27 protein-coding genes and 1 other annotated feature are annotated in these 27,000 nt (G+C 49.1%); of the genes, 9 read left to right on the top strand and 18 right to left on the bottom strand.

Annotated elements, in window-relative coordinates:
* Positions 1-2: 2 nt before the first annotated feature.
* Together aspS and hisS are read right to left on the bottom strand one after the other, a co-directional pair.
* Positions 3-1,736, bottom strand: a complete 1,734-nt coding sequence (gene aspS / locus FA954_RS04600; RefSeq protein ID WP_062843192.1) for an aspartate--tRNA ligase — start codon at positions 1,734-1,736, stop codon at positions 3-5.
* 62 nt (positions 1,737-1,798) lie between these two features.
* Positions 1,799-3,088, bottom strand: coding sequence for a histidine--tRNA ligase (hisS, locus tag FA954_RS04595; protein ID WP_037996757.1), 1,290 nt, complete (start codon positions 3,086-3,088; stop codon positions 1,799-1,801).
* A 70-nt stretch (positions 3,089-3,158) separates the two neighbouring features.
* Positions 3,159-3,397: a binding site (T-box leader), on the bottom strand.
* 139 nt (positions 3,398-3,536) lie between these two features.
* Here hisS and FA954_RS04590 point away from each other — a divergent pair.
* Complete coding sequence (locus FA954_RS04590) at positions 3,537-3,917, top strand: DUF423 domain-containing protein (protein ID WP_037996759.1); 381 nt, start codon at positions 3,537-3,539, stop codon at positions 3,915-3,917.
* 54 nt (positions 3,918-3,971) lie between these two features.
* On the opposite strand, the gene tkt is transcribed toward FA954_RS04590, so the two are convergent.
* The 4 genes from tkt to FA954_RS04570 form a co-directional block, all read right to left on the bottom strand.
* Positions 3,972-5,936, bottom strand: coding sequence for a transketolase (tkt, locus tag FA954_RS04585; protein ID WP_232335470.1), 1,965 nt, complete (start codon positions 5,934-5,936; stop codon positions 3,972-3,974).
* Positions 5,937-6,037: 101 nt separating this feature from the next.
* Entirely contained in the window at positions 6,038-6,487 is a 450-nt protein-coding gene (gene dtd / locus FA954_RS04580; RefSeq protein WP_037996763.1) for a D-aminoacyl-tRNA deacylase, read from the bottom strand.
* Between the two features lie 21 nt (positions 6,488-6,508).
* A complete protein-coding gene (locus FA954_RS04575; RefSeq protein WP_037996766.1) occupies positions 6,509-8,662 on the bottom strand; it encodes a RelA/SpoT family protein in 2,154 nt (717 codons plus the stop codon).
* A 113-nt stretch (positions 8,663-8,775) separates the two neighbouring features.
* Positions 8,776-9,141 (bottom strand): hypothetical protein, encoded by a 366-nt coding sequence (locus FA954_RS04570; RefSeq protein WP_037996769.1) that lies wholly within the window; start codon positions 9,139-9,141, stop codon positions 8,776-8,778.
* 162 nt (positions 9,142-9,303) lie between these two features.
* On the opposite strand from FA954_RS04570, the gene FA954_RS13635 reads away from it, so the two are divergent.
* Both FA954_RS13635 and FA954_RS04565 read left to right on the top strand, forming a co-directional pair.
* Entirely contained in the window at positions 9,304-9,480 is a 177-nt protein-coding gene (locus tag FA954_RS13635) for a hypothetical protein (RefSeq protein WP_156097751.1), read from the top strand.
* A 234-nt stretch (positions 9,481-9,714) separates the two neighbouring features.
* On the top strand, positions 9,715-10,089 hold the full coding sequence (locus tag FA954_RS04565) for a group I truncated hemoglobin (RefSeq protein WP_037996772.1): 375 nt from the start codon (positions 9,715-9,717) through the stop codon (positions 10,087-10,089).
* A 49-nt stretch (positions 10,090-10,138) separates the two neighbouring features.
* Here FA954_RS04565 and greA read toward each other — a convergent pair whose 3' ends face one another.
* Positions 10,139-10,615: a transcription elongation factor GreA gene (gene greA / locus FA954_RS04560; RefSeq protein ID WP_037996774.1), complete on the bottom strand. Its 477-nt coding sequence runs from the start codon at positions 10,613-10,615 to the stop codon at positions 10,139-10,141.
* A 291-nt stretch (positions 10,616-10,906) separates the two neighbouring features.
* On the bottom strand, positions 10,907-11,893 hold the full coding sequence (locus FA954_RS04555; protein WP_049720418.1) for a 2-hydroxyacid dehydrogenase: 987 nt from the start codon (positions 11,891-11,893) through the stop codon (positions 10,907-10,909).
* A gap of 206 nt (positions 11,894-12,099) precedes the next feature.
* On the opposite strand from FA954_RS04555, the gene FA954_RS04550 reads away from it, so the two are divergent.
* Together FA954_RS04550 and FA954_RS04545 are read left to right on the top strand one after the other, a co-directional pair.
* On the top strand, positions 12,100-13,512 hold the full coding sequence (locus FA954_RS04550) for an amidase (RefSeq protein ID WP_062843110.1): 1,413 nt from the start codon (positions 12,100-12,102) through the stop codon (positions 13,510-13,512).
* Between the two features lie 22 nt (positions 13,513-13,534).
* Positions 13,535-14,578, top strand: coding sequence for an oxidoreductase (locus tag FA954_RS04545; RefSeq protein ID WP_138614890.1), 1,044 nt, complete (start codon positions 13,535-13,537; stop codon positions 14,576-14,578).
* Positions 14,579-14,640: 62 nt separating this feature from the next.
* On the opposite strand, the gene FA954_RS04540 is transcribed toward FA954_RS04545, so the two are convergent.
* The 5 genes from FA954_RS04540 to asd all read right to left on the bottom strand — a co-directional run bounded on the left by FA954_RS04540 (position 14,641) and on the right by asd (position 19,380).
* Complete coding sequence (locus FA954_RS04540) at positions 14,641-16,008, bottom strand: aldehyde dehydrogenase (RefSeq protein WP_037996789.1); 1,368 nt, start codon at positions 16,006-16,008, stop codon at positions 14,641-14,643.
* A gap of 24 nt (positions 16,009-16,032) precedes the next feature.
* On the bottom strand, positions 16,033-16,497 hold the full coding sequence (locus tag FA954_RS04535) for a gamma-glutamylcyclotransferase family protein (protein WP_049720420.1): 465 nt from the start codon (positions 16,495-16,497) through the stop codon (positions 16,033-16,035).
* Positions 16,498-16,591: 94 nt separating this feature from the next.
* Positions 16,592-17,824, bottom strand: coding sequence for an MFS transporter (locus FA954_RS04530; RefSeq protein WP_082240726.1), 1,233 nt, complete (start codon positions 17,822-17,824; stop codon positions 16,592-16,594).
* An 88-nt stretch (positions 17,825-17,912) separates the two neighbouring features.
* Positions 17,913-18,521, bottom strand: a complete 609-nt coding sequence (locus tag FA954_RS04525; RefSeq protein ID WP_037996792.1) for a rhomboid family intramembrane serine protease — start codon at positions 18,519-18,521, stop codon at positions 17,913-17,915.
* Positions 18,511-19,380 (bottom strand): archaetidylserine decarboxylase, encoded by an 870-nt coding sequence (asd, locus tag FA954_RS04520; protein WP_138614889.1) that lies wholly within the window; start codon positions 19,378-19,380, stop codon positions 18,511-18,513. Before asd ends, FA954_RS04525 begins: the two co-directional genes overlap by 11 nt.
* Positions 19,381-19,481: 101 nt before the next feature.
* On the opposite strand from asd, the gene FA954_RS04515 reads away from it, so the two are divergent.
* Entirely contained in the window at positions 19,482-19,778 is a 297-nt protein-coding gene (locus tag FA954_RS04515; protein WP_082240668.1) for a gamma-type small acid-soluble spore protein, read from the top strand.
* Between the two features lie 152 nt (positions 19,779-19,930).
* On the opposite strand, the gene FA954_RS04510 is transcribed toward FA954_RS04515, so the two are convergent.
* Together FA954_RS04510 and FA954_RS04505 are read right to left on the bottom strand one after the other, a co-directional pair.
* Positions 19,931-21,904 (bottom strand): peptidoglycan D,D-transpeptidase FtsI family protein, encoded by a 1,974-nt coding sequence (locus FA954_RS04510; RefSeq protein ID WP_037995514.1) that lies wholly within the window; start codon positions 21,902-21,904, stop codon positions 19,931-19,933.
* Between the two features lie 121 nt (positions 21,905-22,025).
* Positions 22,026-23,159 (bottom strand): S8 family peptidase, encoded by a 1,134-nt coding sequence (locus tag FA954_RS04505; RefSeq protein WP_049720424.1) that lies wholly within the window; start codon positions 23,157-23,159, stop codon positions 22,026-22,028.
* 86 nt (positions 23,160-23,245) lie between these two features.
* On the opposite strand from FA954_RS04505, the gene FA954_RS04500 reads away from it, so the two are divergent.
* On the top strand, positions 23,246-23,575 hold the full coding sequence (locus tag FA954_RS04500; protein WP_037995515.1) for a hypothetical protein: 330 nt from the start codon (positions 23,246-23,248) through the stop codon (positions 23,573-23,575).
* Between the two features lie 119 nt (positions 23,576-23,694).
* Here FA954_RS04500 and FA954_RS04495 read toward each other — a convergent pair whose 3' ends face one another.
* The 3 genes from FA954_RS04495 to FA954_RS04485 form a co-directional block, all read right to left on the bottom strand.
* Positions 23,695-24,228 (bottom strand): hypothetical protein, encoded by a 534-nt coding sequence (locus FA954_RS04495; protein ID WP_049720425.1) that lies wholly within the window; start codon positions 24,226-24,228, stop codon positions 23,695-23,697.
* A 59-nt stretch (positions 24,229-24,287) separates the two neighbouring features.
* Positions 24,288-25,847 carry an acetate--CoA ligase gene (locus tag FA954_RS04490; RefSeq protein ID WP_231564598.1) on the bottom strand — a complete coding sequence of 520 codons (1,560 nt, stop codon included), beginning with the start codon at positions 25,845-25,847 and terminating at the stop codon, positions 24,288-24,290.
* 191 nt (positions 25,848-26,038) lie between these two features.
* A complete protein-coding gene (locus FA954_RS04485; RefSeq protein WP_037995524.1) occupies positions 26,039-26,251 on the bottom strand; it encodes an alpha/beta-type small acid-soluble spore protein in 213 nt (70 codons plus the stop codon).
* Between the two features lie 277 nt (positions 26,252-26,528).
* On the opposite strand from FA954_RS04485, the gene FA954_RS04480 reads away from it, so the two are divergent.
* Both FA954_RS04480 and FA954_RS04475 read left to right on the top strand, forming a co-directional pair.
* Positions 26,529-26,732: a spore coat associated protein CotJA gene (locus FA954_RS04480; RefSeq protein WP_037995690.1), complete on the top strand. Its 204-nt coding sequence runs from the start codon at positions 26,529-26,531 to the stop codon at positions 26,730-26,732.
* Complete coding sequence (locus FA954_RS04475; RefSeq protein WP_037995529.1) at positions 26,732-26,998, top strand: spore coat protein CotJB; 267 nt, start codon at positions 26,732-26,734, stop codon at positions 26,996-26,998. The genes FA954_RS04480 and FA954_RS04475 overlap by 1 nt, the downstream gene beginning before the upstream one ends.
* The last annotated feature ends 2 nt before the right edge of the window (positions 26,999-27,000 follow it).

Below are 27,000 nucleotides of genomic sequence, written 5' to 3'. Positions count from 1 at the left end.
CATCAAGCCAGAACGTCTTCTGCCTTCTTCTTTGGTTTGATTTGGATGTGCAGTTCATCCAACTGGCTTTCTTCAACCGGAGATGGCGCTTCGGTCAACAAGCAACTGGCTTGCGCGGTTTTCGGGAAGGCGATGCATTCCCTGAGATTGCTCCGTTTGGCCAGCAACATGACAATCCGGTCAAACCCGAAAGCAATTCCTCCGTGCGGCGGAGCCCCGTACTCGAAAGCTCTCAGCAAAAAGCCGAATTTTTCTTTGCTTTCTTCTTCGGTGATGCCCAACGCTTTAAACATTTTTTCCTGAATTTCACGTTGATAAATCCGTTGGCTTCCCCCGCCGATTTCATAACCGTTTAAAACCATGTCATAGGCTTTGGCCCGCACTTTGCCCGGTTCGGTTTCCAACAGATCGATGTCTTCTTCCACTGGCATCGTAAACGGATGATGCATCGCATAATAGCGTCCGTCTTCTTCCGAATACTCAAGCAGAGGGAAATCGACAATCCAGGCGAACCGGTATACATCCGGGTCGATCAAGCCCAGCTCCTGTCCCAGCAGCAACCGCAATTGCCCCAGCACATGAGCCACCACGGAGGGCCGGTCTGCGACAAAGAACAACAAATCTCCCGTCCCGGCACCGGTGATTTCCTGAATCCGGGCAATCTCTTCCTCCGTTAAAAACTTGACCACCGATCCTTTCACGCCGGACTCTTTAAAGGCCAACCATGCCAATCCTTTTGCCCCCAGTTCCTGAGCCTTGGTGCTCCAACCGTCGATTTCTTTCCGGCTCCAGCCGGCACACCCTTTGGCACAAATCGCTTTGACTTGCCCGCCGTTTTGGATGGTTTTGGCAAAGACTTGGAAAGAAGTGTTTTTCAAGGCTTCCGACAGATCGTTCAGCTCCATGCCAAAACGCAAATCCGGTTTATCCGATCCGTAGCGTTCCATGGCTTCCTGATAAGTGAGGCGCGGGAAAGGGGTTTCCACCTTGACCCCGATGGTCTCTTGGAACAATTCGGCCATCATTTGCTCCATCATCGACTGCAGTTCTTCGGCCGGCAAGAAGGAAGCTTCAATGTCGATTTGGGTAAATTCCGGTTGCCGGTCTGCACGCAGATCCTCATCCCGGAAACAACGGGCAAATTGGAAATACCGGTCCATGCCCGCCACCATGAACAACTGTTTAAACAATTGAGGCGATTGGGGAAGGGCATAAAATTCCCCTTCGTGCAAACGGCTCGGCACCAAATAATCGCGTGCCCCCTCCGGTGTGCTACGTGTGAGCATCGGGGTCTCCAATTCCATAAAGTGGTGCCGGTCCAAAAAGCGGCGAACCACTTGCATCGCTTTATGGCGAATTTGCATGGTGGTTTGCATGCCCGGGCGGCGGAGATCCAGATAACGGTATTTTAAGCGGATGGATTCATCCACTTCTTCATCATCGGCAATCATGAAAGGCGGGGTTTTGGCAGCATTAAACACGTGCACCTCTTTTGCGAGTACCTCGATTTCACCGGTTTCCATGTTGGGATTGACATTTTCCGGGTCGCGTTTGACCACTTCCCCGCGCACCGCCAAAACATACTCGCTTCGGATTTGGTCGGCAACCACCGCCGCTTCCGCCGAAATCTCCGGATTAAACACAACCTGCACCAGCCCGGTGCGATCGCGCAAGTCGATAAAAATGAGACCGCCCAAGTCCCGGCGCTTTTGAACCCATCCATTTAACACAATCATTTTTCCGGTCAGTTCTTTGGTGCATTCGGAAACATAATGAGTACGGTAAACCTGTTCCACGCTTATCTCCTCCTGATGTTTGCTTTGATATATGGAATCAATTGTTCAAGCTCAATCGTTTCCTGTTCTCCGGAGTCCAGGTGTTTGACGTTGATTCTGCCTTGCTCCATTTCGTCTTCGCCCAAGATGACGGCAAAGCGGGCATTGCTCCGGTCCGCTGCTTTGAATTGCGCCTTCATTTTCCGGCCCAAATAGTCCTGATCAGCGGCGATTCCGGCTTCCCTCAATGCTTTCAGCCATTTCGCACCGGCTGTTTTTGCTTTTTCCCCAATGGTGATCAAATAACAATCGATGCCGTCTTCGACGGGTATTTCCACCTTTTGCTCCTCCAAAGCAAGAAGCACCCGCTCCAGCCCGATGCCAAAACCAAAACCGGGCATTTCCGGCCCGCCGAATTCTTCAACCAGCCCGTTATACCGGCCGCCTCCGCCGATGGTTCCCGCTTGCGCCCCCGGCACATCCACCATAAACTCAAATGCGGTGTGTGTGTAATAGTCCAGGCCACGCACCAGACGGTCATTGATCACATACGGGATTTTTAAAACATCCAAATACGACTTGACTTGCTCAAAATGCTGCCGGGCCGGCTCACTCAGATCGTCCAAAATCGACGGCGCCTCCATCGCAATCTCTTTGGTTTTCGGATCTTTGCTGTCCAAAATACGCAGAGGGTTTTTATACAAGCGTTCCCTGGCTTCTTTTGATAACGATTCCTTTACCGGCTCAAAATAATCGATCAGGCGCCTCCGGTACCGTTCCCGCGTTTCCTGATCACCCACGCTGTTGATTTCAACCCGGACATCTTTCAGTCCCAACGCTTGATAAAAATGCATCCCGAGCGCAATCACTTCCGCGTCCAACGCCGGATCCGCGCTTCCAAACACTTCCACCCCGAACTGGTGAAACTGGCGTCTCCTTCCGGCCTGGGGATTTTCATACCGGAACATCGGCCCGATATAATACCATTTCGTCGGTTGCGGATCGGCAAACACTTTCTTCTCCACAAAAGACCGGACCACTCCGGCCGTTCCTTCCGGACGAAGCGTTAACGCCCGTTCGCCGCGGTCATAAAAACTGTACATTTCTTTTTCAACGATATCGGTCGCTTCCCCCACCCCGCGTTGATAAATCTCCGTGTGTTCAAACAAAGGAGTGCGGATTTCCCGAAAACCGTAAAGGCGGCAAATCTTGCGCGCCGTTTCTTCCATCCATTGCCATTTCTCCACTTCACCCGGCAGAAGATCGTCCGTTCCGCGCGGAACAAAATATTTCGGCGATGCTTGATATTTCATGAACGCATTCCCTCCTAAACACCCGTTTTCCGTATTTACAAATTAAAAAATCTCCCGCCACTGACTTATTGTCAGGGACGAGAGATTGGTTTAACGATTCCCGTGGTGCCACCCTAGTTGGAAACTTTGAGTTTCCCGCTTTCATACTCGTTATCGCCGAGATACGTCTAAGTCTACTGGCCAACATTGGCGTTCGGTTAGATACTCCGGGTGTCTTTCACTGCCCCGTCACAAAGGGAATCTTCCAGCCTCAGGATTCCCCTCTCTGGTTGCTCGCCAGACAGTTACTTTTCCCATCATCGTGCAAATATCCATTTCAAGTTGATTTATCTTAAGATTTTAATGAGGGAGATTGCTTTTGTCAAGAAAAAGATCCATCTTTTTTCTTTTGCACTGTGTGATGAAATCGTGAATCATGGTATGGTAATGATGGACAGGAGGGATCATCATGAAAGTGTTCGTCATCCTGGGAAGCATCAACATGGCTCTTGCGGTGGCCATCGGGGCTTTTGGCGCTCACGGACTGGCTCCAAGGGTAACGGATAAAATGCTTCAAACTTGGGAAACAGGCGCTCATTATCACATCATTCATGCCCTTGCATTGATTGCCGTCGGCCTGTTGATGAGCAAAGCAGGCCAAGCTTCGTCATTAATGAACATCGGCGGCTGGCTCTTGTTTGCCGGCATCGTCATCTTTTCCGGAAGTTTGTATACGCTGGTCTTGACCAATGTAAGCAAATTCGGCATGATTACACCGATTGGCGGTGTCTGTTTCATTGTCGGATGGATCCTGGTTGCCGTTGCCACCGCCAAAATGGCCATCGAATAAGGACACGTTCCAAAAAAATCCCTGCCACTGAGGACAGTGACAGGGATTTTTTGTTCAGCCCCGCAACAGATTTTCCATATGCGAGACCACATTATCCACATGGAAACCATACTCTTTCATCACCCGGGATCCAGGCGCCGATGCACCGAAGCGATCGATGCCGATCACTGCGCCGTTGTCGCCGACATAATGATCCCATCCCATCGGATGAGCGGCTTCCACCGCAAGGCGTGCCTTGATGTTGGAAGGCAACACCGATTCGCGGTAATCCTCGGGCTGTGCGTCAAACAATTCACGGCAAGGCATGCTGACAACACGGACATGGATTCCTTTTTCAGCCAGTTTTTGTTGTGCCTCAACCGCCAGGCTCACTTCAGAACCGGTGGCCAGGATGATGCCTTCCGGTTTCCCGCCTTGGGCTTCGGACAAGACATAAGCCCCTCGTTCAATCACCGTGCGGTCTTTGTCCACTGTTCCTTCCAGAACCGGCAATCCTTGCCGCGTCAAAACAAGCGCAACAGGATGTTCTTTTTGGCTCAATGCATATGCCCAAGCGGCAACCGTTTCATTCGCATCCGCCGGACGGATCACCTTGAGTCCCGGAATCAGACGCAAAGACGGAACATGTTCCACCGGTTCATGTGTCGGTCCGTCTTCCCCGACTGCAATGCTGTCATGCGTAAAGACATAAACAACAGGCAGTTTGGACAAAGCGGCAAGACGGATGGACGGCCGCAAATAATCGGAGAAGACCAGGAAGGTTCCGCCATACGCCCGAACCCCGCCGTGGAGCAGCATTCCGTTTAAAGCCGCACCCATGGCATGTTCGCGCACACCGAACCAAATGTTTCTTCCCGAGTAATCTTCGGCATGGAACACGCCCTCTTCTTTCATCATGGTATTGTTGGACGAAGCCAGATCCGCTGATCCGCCGATCAATTCCGGAACCGCTTTGGCCAGGGCCTGCAACGCTTGACCGGAGGCGGCCCGGGTGGCGAGCGGCTTGTCCTCTGTGGTAAACTTCGGCAATTGTTGTTCCCAATCTGCCGGCAGTTCCCCTCTCATCACCCGGTGGAACTCCCGTGCCAGTTCCGGGTGTTTGGCTTCATACTGTTTCAACAAGTCTTGCCATGCCGCTTCCGATTCACCAAGTTTGGAAGCGAGATCATCAAAGTATTTCCGCACTTCCGCCGGAACCGTAAAAGGTTCTTCATAAGGCCAGCCGTATTCTTTTTTCACCGCCTCCACTTCGTCTTTGCCGAGTGGTTTTCCATGGACTTCGGAAGTGCCGGCCCGGTTGGGGCTTCCATACCCGATGATCGTGCGCACTTCAATCAAAGTCGGGCGGTCGGTCACTTTTTGCGCTTCTTCAATCGCTTTGCCGATGGCATCCAGATCATTTCCGTCTTCCACCAGGAGATAATGCCAGCCGTAAGATTCATAGCGTTTTTTCACACTTTCGGTAAAGGCGTGGGCCAATTCTCCATCCAGGGAAATATCGTTGGAGTCATACAGGGCGATCAATTTGCCCAAACGCAAATGTCCCGCCAGCGATGCAGCTTCCGCCGAAACCCCTTCCATCAGATCGCCGTCGCTGCATAATACATAGGTGTAATGGTCCACGACATTCAAACCGTCACGGTTGAAACGTGCGGCCAAATGCGCTTCCGCCATCGCCATCCCGACCGCCGTGGAAATCCCTTGTCCGAGCGGGCCTGTGGTCGCTTCCACCCCGGGGGTGTAATTGGCTTCCGGATGTCCCGGCGTTAAACTTCCCCACTGGCGGAAATTTTTCAGATCATCGATGGAAAGCGGATATCCGAACAAATGCAGGAGACTGTACAGCAAGGCACTGCCATGACCGGCAGACAACACAAACCGGTCGCGGTTGAACCATTTCGGATTTTTCGGATTGTGTTTCATATATTTTGCCCAAAGTTCGTAGGCCATCGGGGCTGCTCCCATCGGCAATCCCGGATGTCCTGAATTTGCTTCTTCAATTTGATCAATCGACAACATACGAATGGTGTTAACAGCTAATTGATCCACGTTGGACACTATGTATCCTCCTTTTTCATCTGACTGATTACTCAGCGGGTATTATAACATATCTGTCTCTTTTAGGATGCTTCTTTGCTCTCCAAAATAAAAGTGACCGGCCCGTCGTTGGTGAAAGAAACTTCCATCATCGCGCCAAAAACGCCGGTTTCGACCGGCACCCCGTAACTTCTCAAAATTTCATTAAAGCGCCGGTACAACGGTTCTGCCACTTCCGGTTTGGCCGAGCGCATGAAATTGGGGCGCCGGCCCTTCCGGCAGTCCCCGTACAATGTAAACTGGGATACCGAAAGGATAGCACCCTTCACATCCAGCAATGAGTGATTCATTTTCCCGCTCTCGTCCTCAAAAATCCGGAGATGGACCGCCTTGTCGGCCAAATAGCGCAAATCCTCTTCCGTATCCCCTTCTTTAAAGCCGACAAGGAGCAGGAGCCCGTGATCAATGGCTCCCGTCACCTCTCCATCCACGGTCACACTGGCATTTTTCACCCGCTGCAAAACCACCTTCATGCCTGACACCGTCCTTTGCTTTCATTGAATAATCCGACGAACGCTGTAAATGTCGCGAACTCCTTTGACCCGTTCCACCACGGATTTCAAGTGATTGATGTTTTGGATTCCCACCCGGATGTGGATGGAAGCGATGCCGCGCCGGTCCCCCTTGGCACTGACGGCCGACAAACTGGTCTGGGTGTCGCTGATGACCTGGAGCACTTCATTCAACAATCCTTGCCGGTCAAATCCGGAGACCTCGATGTCGACCTGATAATGTTGGGAAGTTTGGCTGTCCCATTCCACTTCGATTCTACGCTCTTTCGGGACATTATTCAGGTTGGGGCAATCGGCCCGGTGGACCGTGACCCCGCGCCCTTGTGTCACATATCCGGCAATATCGTCCCCGGGAACGGGATTGCAACATCGGGACAAGCGAATAAGCAGATTGTCGACACCCTTGACCCGGACTCCCTGATCCGCCTTATGGTTTCGGTGACGCATCGTTTTCACGTCCGGCAGAATAACCGGTTGTTCTTCCTCTTTGAGACCGTCTGTTAACCGGTTCACAACCTGTGCGGTGGTGATCCCCCCGTATCCGACGGCCGCAAACAAGTCATCCGGATCCTGAAAATTAAATTTCCGGGTCACTTCTTGAATGCGTTCATTGGTTAATACTTCGCTCACTTTAAAATCATGTTTTTTCAGCAGCGCTTCCACCATCTCGCGGCCTTTGGCAATGCTCTCTTCCCGTCTTTGCTTTTTGAACCAGCTGCGGATTTTATTGCGTGCATTGGAGGATTTGACGATTTTGAGCCAATCCTGGCTGGGGCCGTAACTGTGCTTGGAAGTAAGGATCTCGACAATGTCTCCCGTGTGAAGCTGATAATCCAAGGGGACAATCTTTCCGTTCACCTTTGCCCCGATGCACATATTGCCGATATCCGTATGAATCCGGTAGGCAAAATCGAGCGGAACCGAGCCTTGCGGCAACTCAATCACATCCCCTTTGGGGGTAAACACAAAGACCGAATCCGAAAACCAATCCACCTTCAGGCTTTCCACAAACTCCAGCGCATCTTTCGTTTCTTGCTGAAGCTCCATCATTTCACGGAACCATTTGAGCTTTTCTTCAAACTTGCTGTTCTCAATGGTGCTTCCCTCTTTATAAGCCCAATGGGCCGCAATCCCGTATTCAGCCGTCCGATGCATTTTCATGGTGCGGATTTGCACCTCGATCGGCTCCCCTTTGGGACCAATCACCGTCGTGTGCAACGATTGATACATATTGGCTTTCGGCATGGCAATGTAATCTTTGAAACGGCCGGGCATCGGCTTCCAAATCGTATGAATGATTCCCAACACCGTGTAACAATCCCGAACCGTGTTGACGATGACCCGCACCGCCATCAAATCATATATCTCATTGAATTCTTTGTTTTGCGTCACCATCTTGCGATAAATGCTGTATATATGCTTCGGGCGCCCGGAAATATCCAGCACCGGGACATCCGAACCTTCCAGGCGTTCGGACAACGTCGAAATGATTTCATCCAGATATTGTTCGCGTTCCGCCCTTTTTTTCTTCATCAGATGCACGATCCGGTAATATTGTTGCGGGTTCAAATAACGGAGAGCGGTGTCCTCCAATTCCCATTTGATCTTGGAAATCCCGAGCCGGTGAGCAAGCGGGGCGTAAATTTCCAGCGTTTCCCTGGACTTTTCCCTTTGTTTCTTTTCGGGCATGTATTTTAACGTTCTCATGTTATGGAGACGGTCTGCCAACTTGATCAAAATCACGCGAATGTCTTTGGCCATGGCCACAAACATTTTCCGGTGGTTTTCAGCTTGATGCTCCTGATTCGACTTGAATTTCATGCGTTTGCGCAACTTGGTCAGACCATCCACCAGTTTCCCGACAGCAGGCCCGAATTTTTCTTCCACTTCTTCCAAGGTGACACTGGTGTCTTCCACCACATCATGCAGCAGGGCGGCGATCAGTGTCGTTAAATCCATCTTCAGTTCCGCCAAAATGATGGCCACTTCCACCGGATGATGAATATAAGGCTCTCCGGATTTCCGGGTTTGTCCCTCATGCGCTTTGGCGGCAAATTCATAAGCCGCCTTCAGGCACATCACATCTTCTTTCGATAAATACGATTCTGCAATGTCGACTAATGCATCGATCGGCATTCCTCTCACATCCGTACAAAAAATAAGTTTTCCTTCTATTATCACTCAATGGTCTTTGAAAGTAAAGGGAAATGCAGATATAGGAAATAAACCGATCGGTGATCCCAATCGGTTTATTTATGCCGGCGGATCCGGAACATCCCGGACCGGCCCCATCCTCCGGTCTGGCTGCGGATATATAAACTGATGACGGTCAAAATGACAGCGGCGACCGTAATCATCCCGTACCGCAAATATTCTTCTGTCACATACATCATGATGGGCGCGATGACCACAGTGCCATAGATGGTGCACTCCACGCTCACAATCAGCATACGCAACACTTTATACAGATAATCACGCAGATCCAACCGGGTCGGTGAAAATAACTCACGAAACAACAAAACAACGAGCCCAATCATCCAAATCACTACTGCGATCAACAATATGATCGAAAATCCCGTGATAAATGATGTGAATCCTTCCTGAAATGATTCCACGCGCGTCCTCTCTCCTTAATAAAAAAATTCAAACATAATCTTTTAACAATAATAATGCAATCTCCTGTTTCCTGCAATTCCATCAGTTGAAATCAGGTTCCCGAATAAAATCCGTTGAAAATGACAGGTTAAGATTATCTGTTACCATATGGAGGTGAGCAAATGAAAGAAGAACCAATGAAACAAGACAAAATGAAAAAACCAAAAGCCCGGCGCGATCAGGAACAAACCGAATTTGCATCCGAGTTTTTTGAGGATGAATCCACCCGGAAAGTCATGAGTGCCATCCAGGAAATGTACAGCCAATCCGGACCAGAGGATGTCGAACGCACCAAGTAACCGGGTCCGCTCAGAAAGCCCCATGCATTTTCATGGGGCTTTTTTATATTTTTATTTTTATTTGCACTCCCATTCAAAATCGAATAAACTTTTCTTATGAAACCAATCGGCAAATATATTCCATTTTTTCCTATATGTATCTTGTTTAATCGCACGGATTGCTTCACTGGAAATATATTCGATGAAATTTTTTGTTAATTTTTACTTTTCTCCCCTACGAACGGAGGATGTTTTATGTTAAGAAGTACCAAAAGCACTCTCTATGAACGCCTGGGCGGAGAACAGGCCATTGCAGCAGTGATTGCGGAATTTTTCAACCGGATGATGCAGGATGACCGGGTCAACCATCATTTTATCGGTGTCAACATCGAACAATTGCGGCAGAAACAAATCACCAACTTCATGAGCTATGCCATAAGCGGGACCCCGCTCTACGACAAAGCAACCCTGAGAGAAGCCCATACCGGTTTGAACATCACCTCGGAAGAATATGAAATCGCCATCAAACATTTAAACAGTTCGCTGAGGAAATACAATGTGGGTCTGGGTGATATCGCCAAAATCGAGGCATTTCTGCGCAGTGTAAAGCCACATATCATTAATAAATAACAGGGAAGCGGCACCGGCCGCTTCCCTGTTATTTATGTTAAGAATCCTCTTATTCAATTTCAATGATTTTAAACTGAATGGTTCCGGACGGAGTGGAAACATTGACGATTTCGCCCACTTTTTTGCCGATCAACTCTTTCCCGATCGGGGATTCATTGGAAATTTTGAAAGAAGCAGGGTCGGATTCGGCGCTTCCCACAATCGTATAGGTCTCGCGATCCCCGTCCGGCTGTTCTTCAATCGTCACTTTGCTTCCCACGTTCACCACGTTTTTATCCTGATTGGCCGCATCAATGATTTTTGCGTTGCGGATCATGTTTTCAAGCGTAATGATACGGGACTCCACAAAAGCTTGTTCTTCTTTGGCTGCGTCATATTCGGAGTTTTCGCTCAGGTCCCCTTGGGCAATGGCTTCTTTTAACCGTTGGGCGACTTGTTGGCGCTTTTCCGTTCTTAAATATTCCAGCTCTTCTTTTACCTTTTCGAGCCCTTCTTCTGTCAAATAAACTTCTTTATTTTGCGACATGCTAACTCATCCTCCTTTAATACAACACAAGCTCTTCTCATCGCTTGTGTTCCCCGGCGATCCACCGCCAGTCTTCTGATCCCATTCTCTTATTCACAAGCATTTTATGAAGTTTCAATCCCGTCAAACGGTGGTTGTAAGCGATTTCACCTTGCGATTCAACGCTGAACTTGATTGGCCGAAGCCAAGAATCAAACCACGAAATTAAACTGAGGAATATATTAACACATTTTATTTCTTCCTCCAAGTAAAGAACCAAACTTTTTTCTTTTAGCCACCACCTTGTCAAAATTACCCGTAAAGCTCTTCCCAGACCCGGGTGTTGACAACATGCGGCGGACGCTTCCCTTTAAAGAAGCAGATCAAGTTTTCCACGGCCAAGCGGGCCATCGCTTCTCTCGTTTCGACGGTGGCACTTCCCATATGGGGAGCCAGCACAACGTTTTCCATTTCTTTGAGCTCTGCCGGAACTTCCGGTTCCCTTTCGTAAACATCCAGCGCCGCTCCGGCAATTTCTTGATTCCGCAACGCTTCGGCCAATGCCCGTTCATCCACCAGAGAACCTCGTGCGGTATTAATGAGATACGCACTTTTTTTCATTTTTTTCAGCGCCTGTCGCCCGATCAAGCGGTGCGTCTCCGGAGTGTAAGGGGCGTGCAGCGAAACGAAATCGGCTTCTTCCAGCAGATCAAAAAATGAACTCCACCGGACCCCCAGCTTCTGCTCTTCTTCAGAAGACAAGCGTGTGCGTGAGTGATAGATCACATTCATATGAAAAGCCCGCGCCCGATATGCCACGGCTTGGCCGATTCGCCCCATACCGATGATTCCCAGGGTTTTTCCGGTCACCTCCGTCCCCAGCAAAAACCCGGGTTCCCATCCCTTCCATTCCCCGAACCGGACCAACCGGTCTCCTTCCGACACACGGCGGGCCACATCAAGCAACAGTGCCCACGTCAAATCCGCGGTTGCATCGGTCAACACACCCGGCGTGTTCGTCACGATGACCCCGGACGATGTCGCAGCTTCCAAATCAATATTGTTGTATCCAACCCCATAGTTGCTGATGATTTTTAACCGGGGGCAAGCATCCATCACCTCTGAATTAATTTCATCGGACACCGTACATAAAAGGGCATCTTTATCCTTGGCGAATTGCATGATTTCCGACTGTGTCAATTGCCGGTTCATCGGATTCAGTTCCACTTCCATATGCTCTTTTAATTTGGATAAATAATGTTGGTTGATCAAACTTGTAACAAAAACACGGTGACCCAATGATCTTCCTCCTGTTCATCATGCAAAGGTACCATAACTGCATTTTCAATCTCTATAATATTCGACCAATAAACCTTTTTTCCCTGCTAATCTTTCCAAGAATCCCCGAAATATTTTCCGTTTTCTTCCATTCGCCCACACCCTCCCTGTGAGCAACAATGATATAATAATAACAGAATACTCTGACTCTATACAGGGGGAATTCAATGAAAGAAATCCTGAACATGGATGCAACGATCTTGTCCAGGGAATTAAAAAAGGGAACCTGGGATGTGGAAGAGGTTTTGCGAACTTATTATCACCACATTCAAAAAATCAATCCGCATTTGAATGCCGTTGTTGAAACCCGGTGGGATGACGCGTTGAAAGAAGCCCGGGAAATCAAGAGTCAAGGTTTGAAAGGGCGGTTGGCCGGTGTCCCGGTCAGCATGAAAGAATCTTTTTTCGTCAAAGGAACGGTCACCTCAGGAGGCCTTCCCCGCCATGCTTCCGCTCCCCGGCCGTGCGATGCCGAAGTTGTCCGGCGTTTGAAAAAAGAAGGAGCCATTATCCTTACCAAAACCAACACACCTTCACTCTGCTTCTGCCAAGAAACCGATAATCTTCTTTATGGCCGCACCAATAACCCGTGGAATTTGTCCAGGTCATGCGGGGGATCCAGCGGAGGGGAAGGTGCACTGATTGCCGCGGGCGGAGCTGCGGTCGGCATCGGAGCCGACATCGGGGGATCCATCCGGTTTCCGGCCCATTTCAATGGAGTGATCGGTTTCAAGTCCGGTATGAATCAAGTGCCGGATGAAGGATTGTTTCCAAAGCTGGCTCATCCCTTGCAGCAAAATATGCTGGGAATCGGCGCCCTTTCCAAATCCGTCGCCGATGCCCAATTGATCCATGAAATTATCGCCGGAAAACCGTCTCCAAGCCAAAATCTCTCCGAGTACACCCTGTCGGTGCCTGATCTTTGTTTTTTCACTCCTGTCAACACTACAACCAGGCAACTGTATGACCAAATCCATTCCTTTTTAAAACAAGATTTCCCCATCGACCGGACCCTCCCGCCTCACTTTTCGGACTCGACACAAACGTGGTTTTGGATCATGACTTTTGACGGCGCCCGATCCTTTCTCCAGCAGACCGAGTTTGACCATATCGGACAAGTGTTTTGGGATTGGCTCAAATCCAAAACCGGCCTCAAGCCCCGTTATCACCACTATTTGACCTGGGCTCTTTTGGCCGCTGAATTTCTCAAACCCTCCCCCCGGGAATGGAAAGACTTGCTCATCCGGTGGAAAAAAACGAAAATGGAAGTGTATGATTTTCTAAAACAACGCATCTTGGTTTTGCCTGTTTATCACAGCCCGGCCCTGAAGCATGGTGAACTTTACCGCGAACTCTTTTCCATCCGGAAAACGATTTTTAAATACCTGCAGTTTATCACGTATGCCAACACATACGGACTGTGTTCCCTCACCATTCCCATCGGGGAAAGTGAAGAACACCTGCCAGTTGCTTATCAGCTGGTGACCATCCCTGGACAGGAAGATGCTTTGTTCCGGCTGGGTACGGAGCTGGAAACCCGTTTTCGAGGCTATCGTCGGGCCACACACTATGATTCTTAAGCAGCAAAGGAAGTGTTTTCATATGAAACCCATTCAGACGGGACTGATCGGCTTTGGTTTTTCCGGGTCCACTTTTCATGCGCCGGTCATTCAGGCCGTACCGGCCCTGAAATTGACCAAAGTCCTTTCTTCCAAACCCGAAGTGGTCAAACAATCGCTCCCGGAAGCAGAAATTACCGGAACATTGGAGGAGATGCTCAACGATCCCGAATTGGAACTGGTCATCATCACATCCCCCAATGAAACCCATTATCCCTATGCCAAAGAAGCGCTGGCGGCCGGCAAACATGTGGTGGTGGAAAAACCTTTTGTCATTCGCATCGAAGAAGCCGATGAACTGATTCAACTCGCCCGAAAGCAAAACCGCATCTTAAGCGTCTACCAAAACCGTCGTTTTGACAGCGATTTTTTGACCGTCCAAAAATGCCTGAGTCAAGAATTGATCGGAACGGTTCACACTTATCATGCCCATTTTCACCGGTTCCGCCCGCAAGTCAAAGACCGGTGGCGCGAATGGGATCTTCCCGGCTCCGGATTGCTCTATGACTTGGGTTCCCATTTGGTCGATCAGGCATTGGTCTTATTCGGGTTGCCTCAATTCGTGTCCGCGGAGTTGTTCAAACAACGCCCGCAGGCGCAAACCACGGACGCCTTTCACCTGGTTCTCGGCTATGAATCCGGTTTGAGGGTCCGGCTGGAAGCCGGCTGTCTGGTGAAATCGCCGGGTCCCCGTTACGAAATACACGGAAGGCAGGGAACTTTGATTAAATACGGGATGGATCCGCAAGAAGAGCAATTGAAAAACGGCCTGACCCCCCATGCCCCCGAATGGGGCAAAGAATGTCCGGAACACTATTTAAAAGCGGTTTACGAAAAGGACGGATTGGAAATTTCGGCGACCATTCCTTCTCTTGCCGGCTGCTATGAAATGTATTATCAAAAGCTGGCCGAAGCCATCCGCACCGGCTCCCGGCCGCCCGTAACCGCCGAAGAAGCCCGTGAAACCATCCGCATCATTGAAGCCGTCATCCAAAGCCACCGGGAAGGCCGGCGGATTGATTTGTAAACGTAGGCGACCGACAAAAAAACCGCAGAAGCAGGGAACCCTCTTCCCCGCTTCCGCGGTTTTTATCTTGTCAATCTCCGGATCCATTTCAAACCGCTTCTCACATAAGGATAACGCAAAGCCATATCAAACCGCGTGGTTTGTTTTATCATTCCCTTCTGGTGGGAGAAACAATCAAAACTGTATTTACCGTGATACCTTCCGATCCCGCTGGGGCCCACTCCCCCGAAGGGCAGATGCGGGGTTCCGACATGCATCAGCGTGTCATTGACGCATCCCCCGCCGAAAGGCAAGGAAGCAATCACTTTTTCCTGCACGTTTTTGTTTTCTGCAAACACATAGAGTGCAAGCGGTTTCGGTTTCTGCCGGATGGTTTGGATCACTTCATCCAGCTTGCAATAGGTCAACACCGGCAAGACCGGGCCGAAAATTTCTTCCTGCATGACGGGATCTTCCCAAGAAACGGGATCCAGGATGGTCGGTTCAATCTTAAGCGACTTTGGATCGCTTTTGCCGCCAACGACAATACGGTCCGGTGCCAGAAAGGACTGCAACCGATGGAAATGCTTTTCGGACACAATCCGTGTATAATCCGGATTTTCCAGCGGATTCTCCCCGTAAAAACGCTTGATCTCCTCTTTCATCCGATTCAAAAGGGCCTCTTTGATCTCTTCCGGAACATACACATAGTCCGGCGCCACACAAGTTTGCCCGGCATTGGTAAACTTGCCCCAGACAATCCGGCGGGCAGTCAACTCCAGATTACAGTCTGGACTGACAATCACCGGGCTTTTGCCGCCCAGCTCCAAGGTCACCGGGGTCAATGATTTGGCTGCACTCTCCATGACGGATCGGCCGACGGCCACACTCCCCGTGAAGAAAATATGGTCAAAAGGCTCCCGGATCAATGCTTGGGCTGTTTCCGCCTCCCCTTCGACCACAGCCACATATTCCGGATCAAATATTCCTTCAATCATTTGCTTTAATACTTTGGAGGTATGCGGGGTATATTCCGACGGTTTGATCACGGCACAATTCCCGGCCGCAACGGCACCCGTCAACGGGCACAAAATCAATTGAACCGGATAATTCCACGGACCAATAATCAAATTGACGCCATAAGGTTCCGGATAAACATAACTCCGGGCGCCGAATAAAACCAGCGGAGTTTTGACCCTGCGCCGCTTTGCCCACTTGCGCAAATTCTTTTTCATCCATTTGATTTCTTCTTTGATCACCATAATTTCCATCACATAGGCTTCATACTCCGACTTGTTTAAATCTCTTTTCAATGCCGTCAGGATATCCGGTTCATACCTTTTCACCGCATCCAGCAGTTTTTGCAAGTTGTTCAACCGAAACGAAAGCTCCCTGGTTTTCCCACTGTAAAAAAAAGCTTTTTGCCTCCGGACCAATCCGGACAAATCCATCCGTTTCCCCTCCCTTTTTTCCGGTTACACGAAAATGCCAAACCGTTCCTTGCATGCCTTTCGCAATTGCTCCTGATATTCCCGACTCAACCTTCCGGCTCCCCGCATGATTTCTTTCAAGTATGACGGATGCGGGCAAACCTCTTTGCTTTCTTTCTTCACCACCGTGTAAGTCATCGCCATCTTCTTTTTCCCCTGATGGCAGACATTCACTTGGATCCGCTTGTATCGCCCGCGGCTCACCCCTTCCCGTTCATCCAGATCCGGCAGTGCCTTCGGGTTCAACTGATACAGGATCCCTTCCACTGTTTCACCCGGAGACCAAAGAATATCCGCAACCCCTCCTTTCCGGTTCGGGCTGTACAAGGTAAAAGCCAACCGAAAATCCGGCAAAACGGCTCTGCCCATGAGTTTATACCCGTTTTCGCCCACTGTCCGCTTGAAACTCAATTCATCCATGCACGAACCGTAAGCAAAGTAAAGGATCAATCCGGTCCCCCCTCCCTTGCTTTCTTTTATTGTATCAAATCAAAAATAATTGATATATTCAGAAATGTTAAATCCATTGAGGATGTCCTGCCTTTCACATCCTCCGGGCGTGGTTTTCCACGCGCTTTGGTACCGGAATCTTTCGCATCGCCCACCATGCAAAAATCGGGACAAAGCTGATGACCAAAACAAACCACCGGATCGACGAAAGGGACGTCGAATATTGAACCCATCCCACAAACAACAAAACACCGGCCATGCGTCCCAAATTTAATGCCATTTCCCTGGAAACCACATATTCCACCCGGTACTTGGCGGTTTCCCTGGATTGACCGATCACATCAAAGACAACGGAAGTCATCGGGGACAGGTATAAAGGATAAAACAGGGAAACGATCACCCCCAGGATCCAGATCGTCCATTCATTGGTTTGAAAAACAAACGGCACCGCAGCCAATCCCATCATCCAGGCGCCGACCAGCATGTAACGGTTTCGCAAATCCGGCCTCAGATAGCGACTGACAATAAAGAAGGAAAGACAGGACATCGCGGAGGAAACCGTGTAGAAACTTCCCAGCGCCAATTCACTCTTCACAATGACAAAAAAGAGCAAACCAAGCAAAAAAGCAAAAACCCCTTCGCGAAACCCCTGGCCGATCATGGCCAAATTCACCCAAAACCAATCCGTATCCCGATCCCGTGCCAAAGCTAAAACCGAGTGCAATTGATAGTTTCCCCGGGCTTTTCGGGAACGGAAAAAAAAGCTGGCCAAAACGGCGCATAAAAAGATGATCAACGAAATGCCAAAAATCAGCCGGTATCCCTTCAGCTCCCCCATCTGACTGATCAGGAACCCGGATACAAAAGGGGCCACGATTCCTCCCACGGATGTGCAGAAACCGTGAAGGCCGTTAAAAATATCCCGGTTCTCCTTTTCCGTGATCTCGAAATACATTACATGGAAAGCCAGCCAATAAAAACCGGAACCCATCCCCAAGATGACACCGAGCGCGGCGAACCAGTCAACCGACCGGGCGCCCAACCACCATACACTGAGATAAAAAAAGGACAGAACCGCAACCCCCAACCGGATCGCCATCACCCGGTCCCGTTTTTTGATCAGCCAGCCTCCCAGCGCAAAAGTGACCGCAGTCGTCAAGTACTGGATGAGATTAAACATGCTGATGAAAACCCAATCTTCTTCCATTTTAAAGAGGTATACATTCACAAAAGTGCTGGACAGAGAAGTGGCCATAAAAAAAAGGGTGCTGGTCAACAAAAGAAGCCATGCTTCCCGGTCCATCCGGTCCATGTTTAAGATTTGCATCACCCATCACCGGTATTAGCTTATCCAAGCCCGGATTTTTTACCACAAAACAAAAAAGGACAGACTTTTTCCGCCTGTCCCGAAATCCTTAAAAACCACTCTTGTTTCGTGCTGTGAATTGTTTGATTTGAATAATCACCATGGCCATGACAAATCCCGCAAGCAAAGCCAAAATATGCGCAAACAAAAATGCATGGCCCAAAGCCAGGCTCAAAACAATCAACAAGATCATGGCTCTTCCGAATAAGGGATGAATGATGCCACGCAAAAGCAGATATAAGTAAACCCCCATCAAGCCAAAAACAGCTTCCGTCGCACCTGTATAAATCCCTTGGAAATCCATCCAGCAAATTCCCCAGTTGCCGATCATGCCGGTCACCAAAAAGAGAAGCAAAAAAACACTTCTTCCAAACAGCCATTCCAACTGCGGAGCCAACAAATAAATGGTAAAAGACACCATCAGCCATTGGAAAAGGTTCACATGCAAAAACAAAGAAAAAAGCAATCGCCAAAATTCCCCTTCTTCCACACGCCATTGCACAATGGCTCCAAACTGAACCCATTGCATCGGGTGATGCTGATGGCCCGATATCAAAAAAAAGAAAAACACGATGGCTTGAATGATTAAAATGCTGGTCACCACTGGAAACATACGCGGAAACTGATGCAAGGGGATGATGACGCGTCTATGGTTCAATGGCCTCCCCTCCGTTTTTTATAATCCGTGCCACGGCTTGTCCCATTTGGACTTTTGCACCCGGGACACAATGATTCATCCAGTCGATCTGATTGGGTTCAAACAACAGGATGACGGTGGATCCGAATTCAAACCAACCCAATTCCTCGCCTTTTTTAAAGGAAAAAGCCGGATCGTACGTTTGGAAAGATTCCTTTTTCGCCTTCTGGTTGGTGGCAATATTCCGGTCGTAGGAAACTTTGATGCTCCCCACGTTGGTTGCGCCAACTTTGACCATCGCCACTTTTCCGCAATCCATGGAATCAATGTAAGAAATCAAACGCTCATTTATAACAAAAATGCCTTTCATACAATTTACCACCATCGGATTCACCGGATACAATTCGCCGGGCAAATGAGTACAAGCGTGAATTTTGCCGTCCAACGGCATATGAAAGCGATGGTAATCGCTCGGACTCAGATAAATGGTCATAAAACGACCGCCAAAAAAAGACTCGACATATTTTTTCTGATGTCCCAGCAACTCTTCCAAAGAATAAGTGATTCCTTTGGCCTGAAACAACTTTCCTTCTGTTATCTCACCAACCTGCGAAATCGTACCATCCACGGGACTGATGATCAAATGATCTTCTCGGGCAACCGGCCGCATATCCGGCCGCAATTCCCGGATAAAAAAGGCAAGCAGATTTTCAAATTCGTGAACAGGCTTTTTTACAGGTGTGAGATCGACTCGAAAATACCGGATGTAGATGGGAATCAACCTGCGGCTCCACGGCTGCCGGGCAAGCTTCCCCATCCACCGGGATATGGTTCTTTTCGGAAGATATTTCAAAACCCATTGTAAATATCTCTGTTTCATGTGCGCCTCCTATGGGTTCATTCAATTTCAAACGAACAGGAAAAAAACGGTAAACATAATTGCTCCATAAGGGGACACCATAGTTAACGGGAGGTGAACGAATGATGAACAACAAAAACTTTGGACCGCAAGAATCCAAAACCAATGCACAACAAGTTCGTCAGCAAAATCAGCAATCCGCTCAACGTCAAACCGGTAAATATGGTACCGAGTTTGCTTCTCAAGCTGGTGCAGCTCAACAACAACAACAACAACAGCAACAACAAGCTCGCCAAGCTCAACGCCAAGGGCAACAAGCTGGTAAATTCGGAACTGAGTTTGCTTCCGAAACCAATGCACAACAAGTTCGTCAACAAAATCAGCAATCTCAAGCCAAAAAAGGCCAACAACAACAATAATTGGCCTCATCAGAAGATGAAATCCCATCTACCGGCGATGTAGATGGGATTTTCTTTCTTCTTGACATCACCCGTTTCAGGGTCGACCCATCCTTTTACCCAAAACGAACCGGAAAACGGAATTATCCGCCAGGCTCGCCGCCGGCTTCAGATCACTTTGCCATAAACTGCTCATAATAGGAAGTGATCAACCGCTCCGCAATCGGGCCGGCAGCCACTGCACCATATCCGCCTTCCGGTACAACGACAGCCACCGCAATTTCCGGATCGTCGGCCGGGGCAAAGGCAATAAACACGGAATTTTCCACACGGCCTCTGCCGGGAATGTCTTGTTCAGACGTACCCGTTTTTGCCGCAACGTCAAAGGGCAAATGGCCAAACAGTCCGCTGGCGGTTCCGCCGGACTTGGTCACTTTCACCATGCCGTTGACAACGGTTTGCCAATGTTCCGGCTTGATGTCCGTTTGGTTTAACACTTCCGGTTTGGTCTCTTTGGTTTCACGCGTATGGGGATTGACCACTTTTTCCACCAGTTGCGGCTTCATTCGTTTCCCCTTGTTCGCCAGCGTCGCCGCATATTGGGTCAACTGCATCGTGGTGTACCGTTGGGCTTGGCCAAAAGAAGAAAGAGCCATTGCGCCCAAACCTGAGAATTTCTCGGCGGTGACAAGATAATCTTCCGATCCGTCCTGTTCTCCTTTTAAAGGAACCCCCGTTTTCACCCCCAAACCAAAGCGGTGCGTGAGTTCACGGAATTCGCGGACCGCCTCCGTCTTCTCTTTCCAATACCAACGGGTACCGAGCCAGGCCATAAACGTGTTGGAAGACTTTTGCAACGCTTTTTCCGGAGTTAACATCCCGTAATTGTGCCCGCCGGAATTCCGCACCGGGGGAGTGGCTTTCGCATAATAATATTTTCCCGGATCGGCCCAGTGTGTGTTCGGCGAAATCAATCCTTTCTCCAACCCCATCCAAACCATGAGCGGCTTAAAAGTGGATCCGGGCGGCAAAACGGACAGCGGATGTTTTTGCATCTCTTTTTCCGGGTTCGCCGCACCCCTTGCATCATAAGGAGCTTCGGTGATGGTTCCGTTTCTCATCACATAACTCAGATTTTGATAATCTTTTTGGGACACTTTTTGATTCCAAATCCCCGGATCATAGTCCGGATAACTGACCATCGCCCGGATTTTTCCGGTTTTGACTTCCATGGCGACGGCATAGGCATTTTTGGCATACGGTGCCCGGTCTTTTCCGGAAGTGGTGCGCAAGTGGCGCAAATGTTGCTCGATAAATGTTTCGGCATCCAGCTGCATTTTTTCATCCAGGGTCAAATACAAGTGATTTCCCGATTTCGGATAAACTTCTTTCAACACCTCAACCAGTTTTCCCCTGGAGTTCACCCGGACCAGCCGATAACCGTTTTTTCCCCGGAGCTCATCCTGATAGGTGTATTCCAATCCGTCAATTCCGACTTGCTCCCAGTCCAGGTAACCGCCTTGGTCCTTTTTTTCCGCCGCATCTTTATACCTGGAAAGCGAGGATTTTGCTCCGGCAAACGGACGGACATAGCCGATGGTTTGAACGGCAAATGTATCCGTCCGGTATTTGCGAAGCGGCTGGGAAAAAATATTCACGCCGGGAAAAAGATCAGGGTTTTCAGAGATTTTGACAATTTCCTTCTCACTCAATTGGTCTTTGATGCTCTTCGGGTAATAGGGGGGCTGTTTGCGCATCACGGTGTTTCCTTTTTCATCCAATCCGACATCCATGGCTTCAAGGACTTCGCTCACGGTCATCCCCAATGTGTTTGCCAGATTCTTTGCCGTCTGCAATTTTTGTTCTTTGCTGATATCCGGTTCAATATACATTGCGGCAAACAGCGATTGATTCCCGACAAGCTCCGTACCGTTCCGGTCAAAAATTTGCCCCCTTGAGGCAACGATCGGGATTTTTTTGAAGTTGTTTTGTTCGGCCAACAGTTGATATTTTTCTCCCGAGCCCAGCTGGATCCAACCCAATCGCAATATCACAGCGACAAAGAGCAGAACAACAATGAACCACAGGATGTGCAAACGCTGGGTAACCAGCCCTGCGCCCCCTGTTTTTTGCTTTGACTTCTTCATCGCCTTGATCAATCCTTTTTCACAATATGGTGCTGTCGCTTTTGACCACGATAATAAGTTTAACATAAAATCACCGGAATCGATCTTTCTTTTCCAACCTTTCTTTGAATGGAAACCCGGCCTAATATCGGTAGATCTTGTGATAAAACCGCAGTACCTCGTAGGCATTCAACGCGCCGATCTCCTTGAGGTGATCGTGCTTTTCCGCCGATTGTGTGAGAATGTAACGGACTTGCTCCGGATTGAGATACGGATTGAGATGCAACAAGAGCGAAATGGTTCCGGTCACATGGGGAACCGCCATGGAAGTCCCGCTCATCTCCCGTTTGGAATGATTCAGCCAGGCAGACAGGATCCGGTCCCCCGGGGCGGCAATGTCCACTCCTTTGCTGATATTGCTAAACACCGACAATTCCCCGTTTTTCGAAATCGATGTCACCGCGATGGTTTCCGGATAGCGGGCCGGAAAATCAATCCGGGAAGACATTCCTTGATTCCCTGCCGCCGCAACCATCAAAATCCCTTTCCGGTGAGCAATCTGGATGGCATGGCGAAGGGATTCGCTGACTTTGTCCATGCCAAAGCTCATGTTGATGACATGCATTTTATTTTCGATGCACCAGTTGATCGCACTCAATAAGTCGGAAAGGTTGGCACTTCCTTTGCGGTTAAACGCCTTCACCCCGTAAATATGCGTCTCCGGGGCAACCCCCACAATCCCGGCCTCTGCCGTCCGTCCGGCAATAATCCCTGCGACATGCGTGCCGTGGCCGTTATAATCCCTCGGGGTATGGTAAGGAGAGAGAATATTGATACCACCCCGGTAATTGTCACGGATCGCCGGATGATCATCCGCAATGCCCGTGTCGATCACAGCGACCCGTATCCCTCTTCCTTTACTCCATTTCCAAGCCTTGTGCGCCTTGATTCTTTCAATTCCCCAAGGCAAATTTTCCTGCTTGACAGGAGTGTTCAATGTTCCGACATAAGGTTCGGTGATCGTTATCCGGATGTCGCTTTCCCAGTACTCGATTCCTTCCAGTTTATGCGAGCGGGAAGGCCGGGTGTATTCCCCGATGATCATCCCCAAATGGGATAAGTAACGAATCGGCCGGACCCCTGAATATCTCATTTCCTTCAAACAACGGTCCAAAGAATGGCCGCTGCGGAGGTAAAAAATTTTCCGGATGCCTTGCGGCGGCCGCGCATTCCACTTCTCTGCCGAAGAAGGGAGCAGACCATTGGTGTATTCCATGATTTTCACTCCCCGGTTTCACTGATTCACAATCTTGTGAATATATTTCCATCGAATCCTTCTCCTGAAAGGCGGTGCGTACGACGATGGAAAAAAAGCCGGAAGATTCTCTTGATTATTGGAAAGAAATCCAAAACTGGTCCGGCTTGTTGTCCAAACGGATCAAACAATTCGATGACATCGTGAAAGCTATGCAATCGGTCAACTTGGCGGTGACGGATAAAGAAGTTTTAAAAGAACTCATCTCTGCCCTCGCAAAGTTGAACCAAGTCCAAACCAAACCCCAAAAAGAAAAAACCGTTTCCAAACAATCCGCTGAAAGCAGCGGCTCGGATGAATTTCTGGTTCAGCTCATGAACACTCCGGCCATCAGCAACGTGTTTAAAGAGGTCTTCAAAAACAAGCGAAAATGGTGAACGATGGCTTTTTCCGGTTGATTTAGTTGTATGAAACAGCCGTTCAAAGTCACACGTTATATACCTAAAAAACGAAAAAAGGGCAGAAGTCCAAAGACTTCTGCCCTTATCCCGTGATTTCATTCACAACCGCATGGTTTGCGATTGATGTCATAAACCGAACATCCAAACATTTCAAAATCGATGTCCCGTCCCAACTCCCATACCTGCTGCCAAAATTCCGCCACACAAGCCAACGGTTCCAAGACGCCATCTTCATCCGCAAAGAAATAAGTGGTTTCATCTCCCGTCTCTTCATCCATAAACGTGATATATAAAACCCGGTAATGAACGGGACCGGCTTGTTCATCCACAATATCAAAGCTGGCTTCGTGGCTCAAATACACATCTTCCAGCTTCTGGTTCTCTTCCTCTTGCTTCGGTTCATCCATCCATTGGAAAGAAAACGTGCACCGGTTCCCTTCCTCATCATAATCAAAGCTTTCCAAGCGGCCGTAAACCCTGACTTCTTTTGCTTCAAGATCGATTTTCCCAAAAAGCGTTTTTTCCTGCTGATCGAGCATTTTATCCAAAAGCCGCTTCCAATCGGAAATCACCATTTCCCGGACGGATTCCTGGAAGTTGATATTGCAACCATGCGCAAATACCTTCATTTCATGGACTCCTTTTCCCTTCAAGTCCCATTCATTATACCGAAAGCGCTTTGATCCTTTCAAGACGATGCCTGTTTTCTTTGCTTTTCCAAATTCCGAAGTTCGACCCGGCGGATTTTTCCGCTGGCTGTTTTGGGCAAGTGGCCGACAAACTCGATTTCCCGCGGATATTTGTAAGGAGCCGTTATCTTTTTGACATGATCTTGCAACTTTTGGATCAGCTCTTCGGATGGGGAAAATCCTTCTTTCAAAACCACAAACGCTTTGACAATCGACCCCCTCACTTCATGCGGACTGGCCACCACCGCACACTCTTTCACGGCAGGGTGCTTGACCAAAGCGTCCTCCACCTCAAAGGGGCCGATGGTGTATCCAGAGCTGATAATAATATCATCCGCCCGGCCTTCAAACCATAAATATCCGTCTTCATCTTTTCTTGCACGGTCTCCGGTCAGGTACCAATCTCCAATAAACGCTTGCCGGGTTCTTTCCGGATCCTGATAATATCCTTTAAATAAAGCCGGTGAGGAACGATGAACCGCAATATGCCCCACTTCCCCCGCCGGGACTTCTTTTCCTTCGTCGTTGATAATGGCCACCTTGTTGCCGGGAGTCGGTTTGCCCATGGAACCTTGTTTGGTTTCCATATCTTTCATGGTGGCCACCAACAATGTATTTTCGGTCTGGCCGTAACCGTCCCGCACCCGGATCCCGAAATGGGTTTGGAAGACCTGAATCACTTCCCGGTTTAGGGGTTCCCCGGCGCTGACTGCGCTTCTCAAGTACAACTGATAATCCTTTAAGTTGTCCAGTTTCGCCATCATGCGATACTCAGTGGGGGTACAGCAAAGCACATTGATTTTTTCATCCTGCAGGAGCTCCAGATACGTTTTGGCATCAAAAGTCCCGTGATATACAAACGCCGTCGCCCCGGCTCCCAAAGTGGATACAAACGGGCTCCAGATCCATTTGGCCCATCCCGGGCTGGCAGTGGCCCAGACCACATCATCCGGCTGTATGTCCAGCCAAGCTTCGGTCGCCGTCTTTTGATGGGCAATCGCCCAACTGTGGTGATGGATCACACCTTTGGGATTGCCGGTGGTTCCCGATGTGTAAGACAAAAAGGCCATATCCTCTTCGGTGGTTTCCGGGAGTTCCGTTAAAGCGCTTCCATTTAAGGATAAAAGAGGTTTCCAGCCATCCCGTTCCTCTCCGTGAATCAGCCGGCTGTGCAACGATTGAGATTGTTTTTCCGCCTCTTCCACCCGTTCCGCAAGCGAAGCATGGGCAATCACCGCTTTCGCACCGGAATGGCGAAGCCGGTAGGCAATGTCGCTGGCCCTTAACATTTCCGATCCCGGAATCACCACCAATCCGGCTTTTAAGCACGCTATGTATGAAAGGTAAGCCTCAGGGATTCGCGGCAATAAAATCATGACCCGGTCTCCCTTGTCCAGTCCGAGCTCCACCATCCCTTTGGCCAAACGATCTGATCTCTCTTTTAATTCAGAATAAGAAAACGAACGTCTTTTCCCCTCTGCGTTGACCCAGCGGATCGCTTCCTTGCCGCTTTGGGCATGGCGGTCAATATCTTGTGTCAAATTGTAAAGTTTCGCCATCCAAATCCCCTCCCAATCTCTCATAATTGCAACTATTGTTTATAAAATAAACTCTTTTCGCCAAAAAGTAAAGAATTTGAATAAAACAAATTATGAATAATGGAACATCCCGGATGGATGTATTTCTTTCCATTGAAAGTGGCGGCTTCCACAGCCGCCACCCAATGACCATGCTATTTCATTGTCCTGAATTAGAAGTTGCTTCCTCCAAGCTGTTGTTGAGCCATGGAAACCAGACGTTTCGTGATTTCTCCCCCGACAGAACCGTTTGCGCGGGAAGTGGTGTCAGCTCCCAATTGAACGCCAAACTCTTGAGCAATCTCATATTTCATTTGATCGATTGCTTGAGCAGCACCAGCCACCAGCAATTGATTAGAACTGCGAGTGCGATCTTGTTGTGCCATGTGTTTTTCACCTCCTTGGCTTTGTTGTCTATAGCTTGTGTCGGATCAAATCAGCCAATGCATAGGAAAATTTGGTATTCGAGCCGTTTTCCGCCATCAGTAGTTTTCTGCATCATCACCGTTTTTTTGTAACCGGAAAATATGTTTTTCATTCTAAAATGCTTTTTTTATACATATCGTTATTATGCCTCCCATTTTATTTTTCACAGGAAGGGTGATTGGAGTGAAAGACTGCCGCGACCGCAATACGCCCGACCCGTTCCGTTATCAACAGCGGATTTGGTATCCGTACATCAGCCCTTTGGATCCCTGCCCTCCACAAAGAGTCAAAACTTACGTCGTTGCACCCAACCAATTCCTTGGTTTTCAACCGCCCGGCCTCCCCCAATATCCGCCGCACAAAGCCCTGCGCCGCGGAACACTGTGGCCTATTTTATACAGCCCTTATCCTCCGAAAAAAACGCCAAGGGAGGAAAGATAATGGATACGTATCCGGATCACGCCAAACGCTTCCAAATGCTCAAGCAGTTACAGGAAGTGGATTTTGTGTTGACTGAATTGAACCTTTATTTGGATACCCATCCGGATGATCTGTCCGCCATTGACCAATACAACTGGTACGCCAAAGAACGCGACAAACTCCGCCGCCGATATGAAAAACAGTTCGGTCCCCTGATGCATTTCGGACACAGTTTTAACCAGTATCCCGACGGATGGAATGAAGGTCCCTGGCCTTGGGAAATATAAAG

The organism is Thermoactinomyces vulgaris, from assembly GCF_005886755.1.
Classification (GTDB): Bacteria; Bacillota; Bacilli; order Thermoactinomycetales; family Thermoactinomycetaceae; genus Thermoactinomyces; species Thermoactinomyces vulgaris.
Note: the sequence above shows the minus strand (reverse complement) of the source record. Positions and strands in the feature narration are given on the sequence as shown.

What these genes read in the sequence shown, in the direction of transcription:
- aspS (WP_062843192.1), bottom strand. Translation starts at nt 1,736, where the DNA reads ATGATTGTGTTAAATGGATGGGTTCAAAAGCGCCGGGACTTGGGCGGT.
- hisS (WP_037996757.1), bottom strand. Translation starts at nt 3,088, where the DNA reads ATGAAATATCAAGCATCGCCGAAATATTTTGTTCCGCGCGGAACGGAC.
- FA954_RS04590 (WP_037996759.1), top strand. Translation starts at nt 3,537, where the DNA reads ATGAAAGTGTTCGTCATCCTGGGAAGCATCAACATGGCTCTTGCGGTG.
- tkt (WP_232335470.1), bottom strand. Translation starts at nt 5,936, where the DNA reads ATGTTGTCGATTGATCAAATTGAAGAAGCAAATTCAGGACATCCGGGA.
- dtd (WP_037996763.1), bottom strand. Translation starts at nt 6,487, where the DNA reads ATGAAGGTGGTTTTGCAGCGGGTGAAAAATGCCAGTGTGACCGTGGAT.
- FA954_RS04575 (WP_037996766.1), bottom strand. Translation starts at nt 8,662, where the DNA reads ATGCCGATCGATGCATTAGTCGACATTGCAGAATCGTATTTATCGAAA.
- FA954_RS13635 (WP_156097751.1), top strand. Translation starts at nt 9,304, where the DNA reads ATGAAAGAAGAACCAATGAAACAAGACAAAATGAAAAAACCAAAAGCC.
- FA954_RS04565 (WP_037996772.1), top strand. Translation starts at nt 9,715, where the DNA reads ATGTTAAGAAGTACCAAAAGCACTCTCTATGAACGCCTGGGCGGAGAA.
- greA (WP_037996774.1), bottom strand. Translation starts at nt 10,615, where the DNA reads ATGTCGCAAAATAAAGAAGTTTATTTGACAGAAGAAGGGCTCGAAAAG.
- FA954_RS04550 (WP_062843110.1), top strand. Translation starts at nt 12,100, where the DNA reads ATGAAAGAAATCCTGAACATGGATGCAACGATCTTGTCCAGGGAATTA.
- FA954_RS04545 (WP_138614890.1), top strand. Translation starts at nt 13,535, where the DNA reads ATGAAACCCATTCAGACGGGACTGATCGGCTTTGGTTTTTCCGGGTCC.
- FA954_RS04540 (WP_037996789.1), bottom strand. Translation starts at nt 16,008, where the DNA reads ATGGATTTGTCCGGATTGGTCCGGAGGCAAAAAGCTTTTTTTTACAGT.
- FA954_RS04530 (WP_082240726.1), bottom strand. Translation starts at nt 17,824, where the DNA reads ATGCAAATCTTAAACATGGACCGGATGGACCGGGAAGCATGGCTTCTT.
- asd (WP_138614889.1), bottom strand. Translation starts at nt 19,380, where the DNA reads ATGAAACAGAGATATTTACAATGGGTTTTGAAATATCTTCCGAAAAGA.
- FA954_RS04515 (WP_082240668.1), top strand. Translation starts at nt 19,482, where the DNA reads ATGATGAACAACAAAAACTTTGGACCGCAAGAATCCAAAACCAATGCA.
- FA954_RS04510 (WP_037995514.1), bottom strand. Translation starts at nt 21,904, where the DNA reads ATGAAGAAGTCAAAGCAAAAAACAGGGGGCGCAGGGCTGGTTACCCAG.
- FA954_RS04505 (WP_049720424.1), bottom strand. Translation starts at nt 23,159, where the DNA reads ATGGAATACACCAATGGTCTGCTCCCTTCTTCGGCAGAGAAGTGGAAT.
- FA954_RS04500 (WP_037995515.1), top strand. Translation starts at nt 23,246, where the DNA reads ATGGAAAAAAAGCCGGAAGATTCTCTTGATTATTGGAAAGAAATCCAA.
- FA954_RS04495 (WP_049720425.1), bottom strand. Translation starts at nt 24,228, where the DNA reads ATGAAGGTATTTGCGCATGGTTGCAATATCAACTTCCAGGAATCCGTC.
- FA954_RS04490 (WP_231564598.1), bottom strand. Translation starts at nt 25,847, where the DNA reads ATGGCGAAACTTTACAATTTGACACAAGATATTGACCGCCATGCCCAA.
- FA954_RS04485 (WP_037995524.1), bottom strand. Translation starts at nt 26,251, where the DNA reads ATGGCACAACAAGATCGCACTCGCAGTTCTAATCAATTGCTGGTGGCT.
- FA954_RS04475 (WP_037995529.1), top strand. Translation starts at nt 26,732, where the DNA reads ATGGATACGTATCCGGATCACGCCAAACGCTTCCAAATGCTCAAGCAG.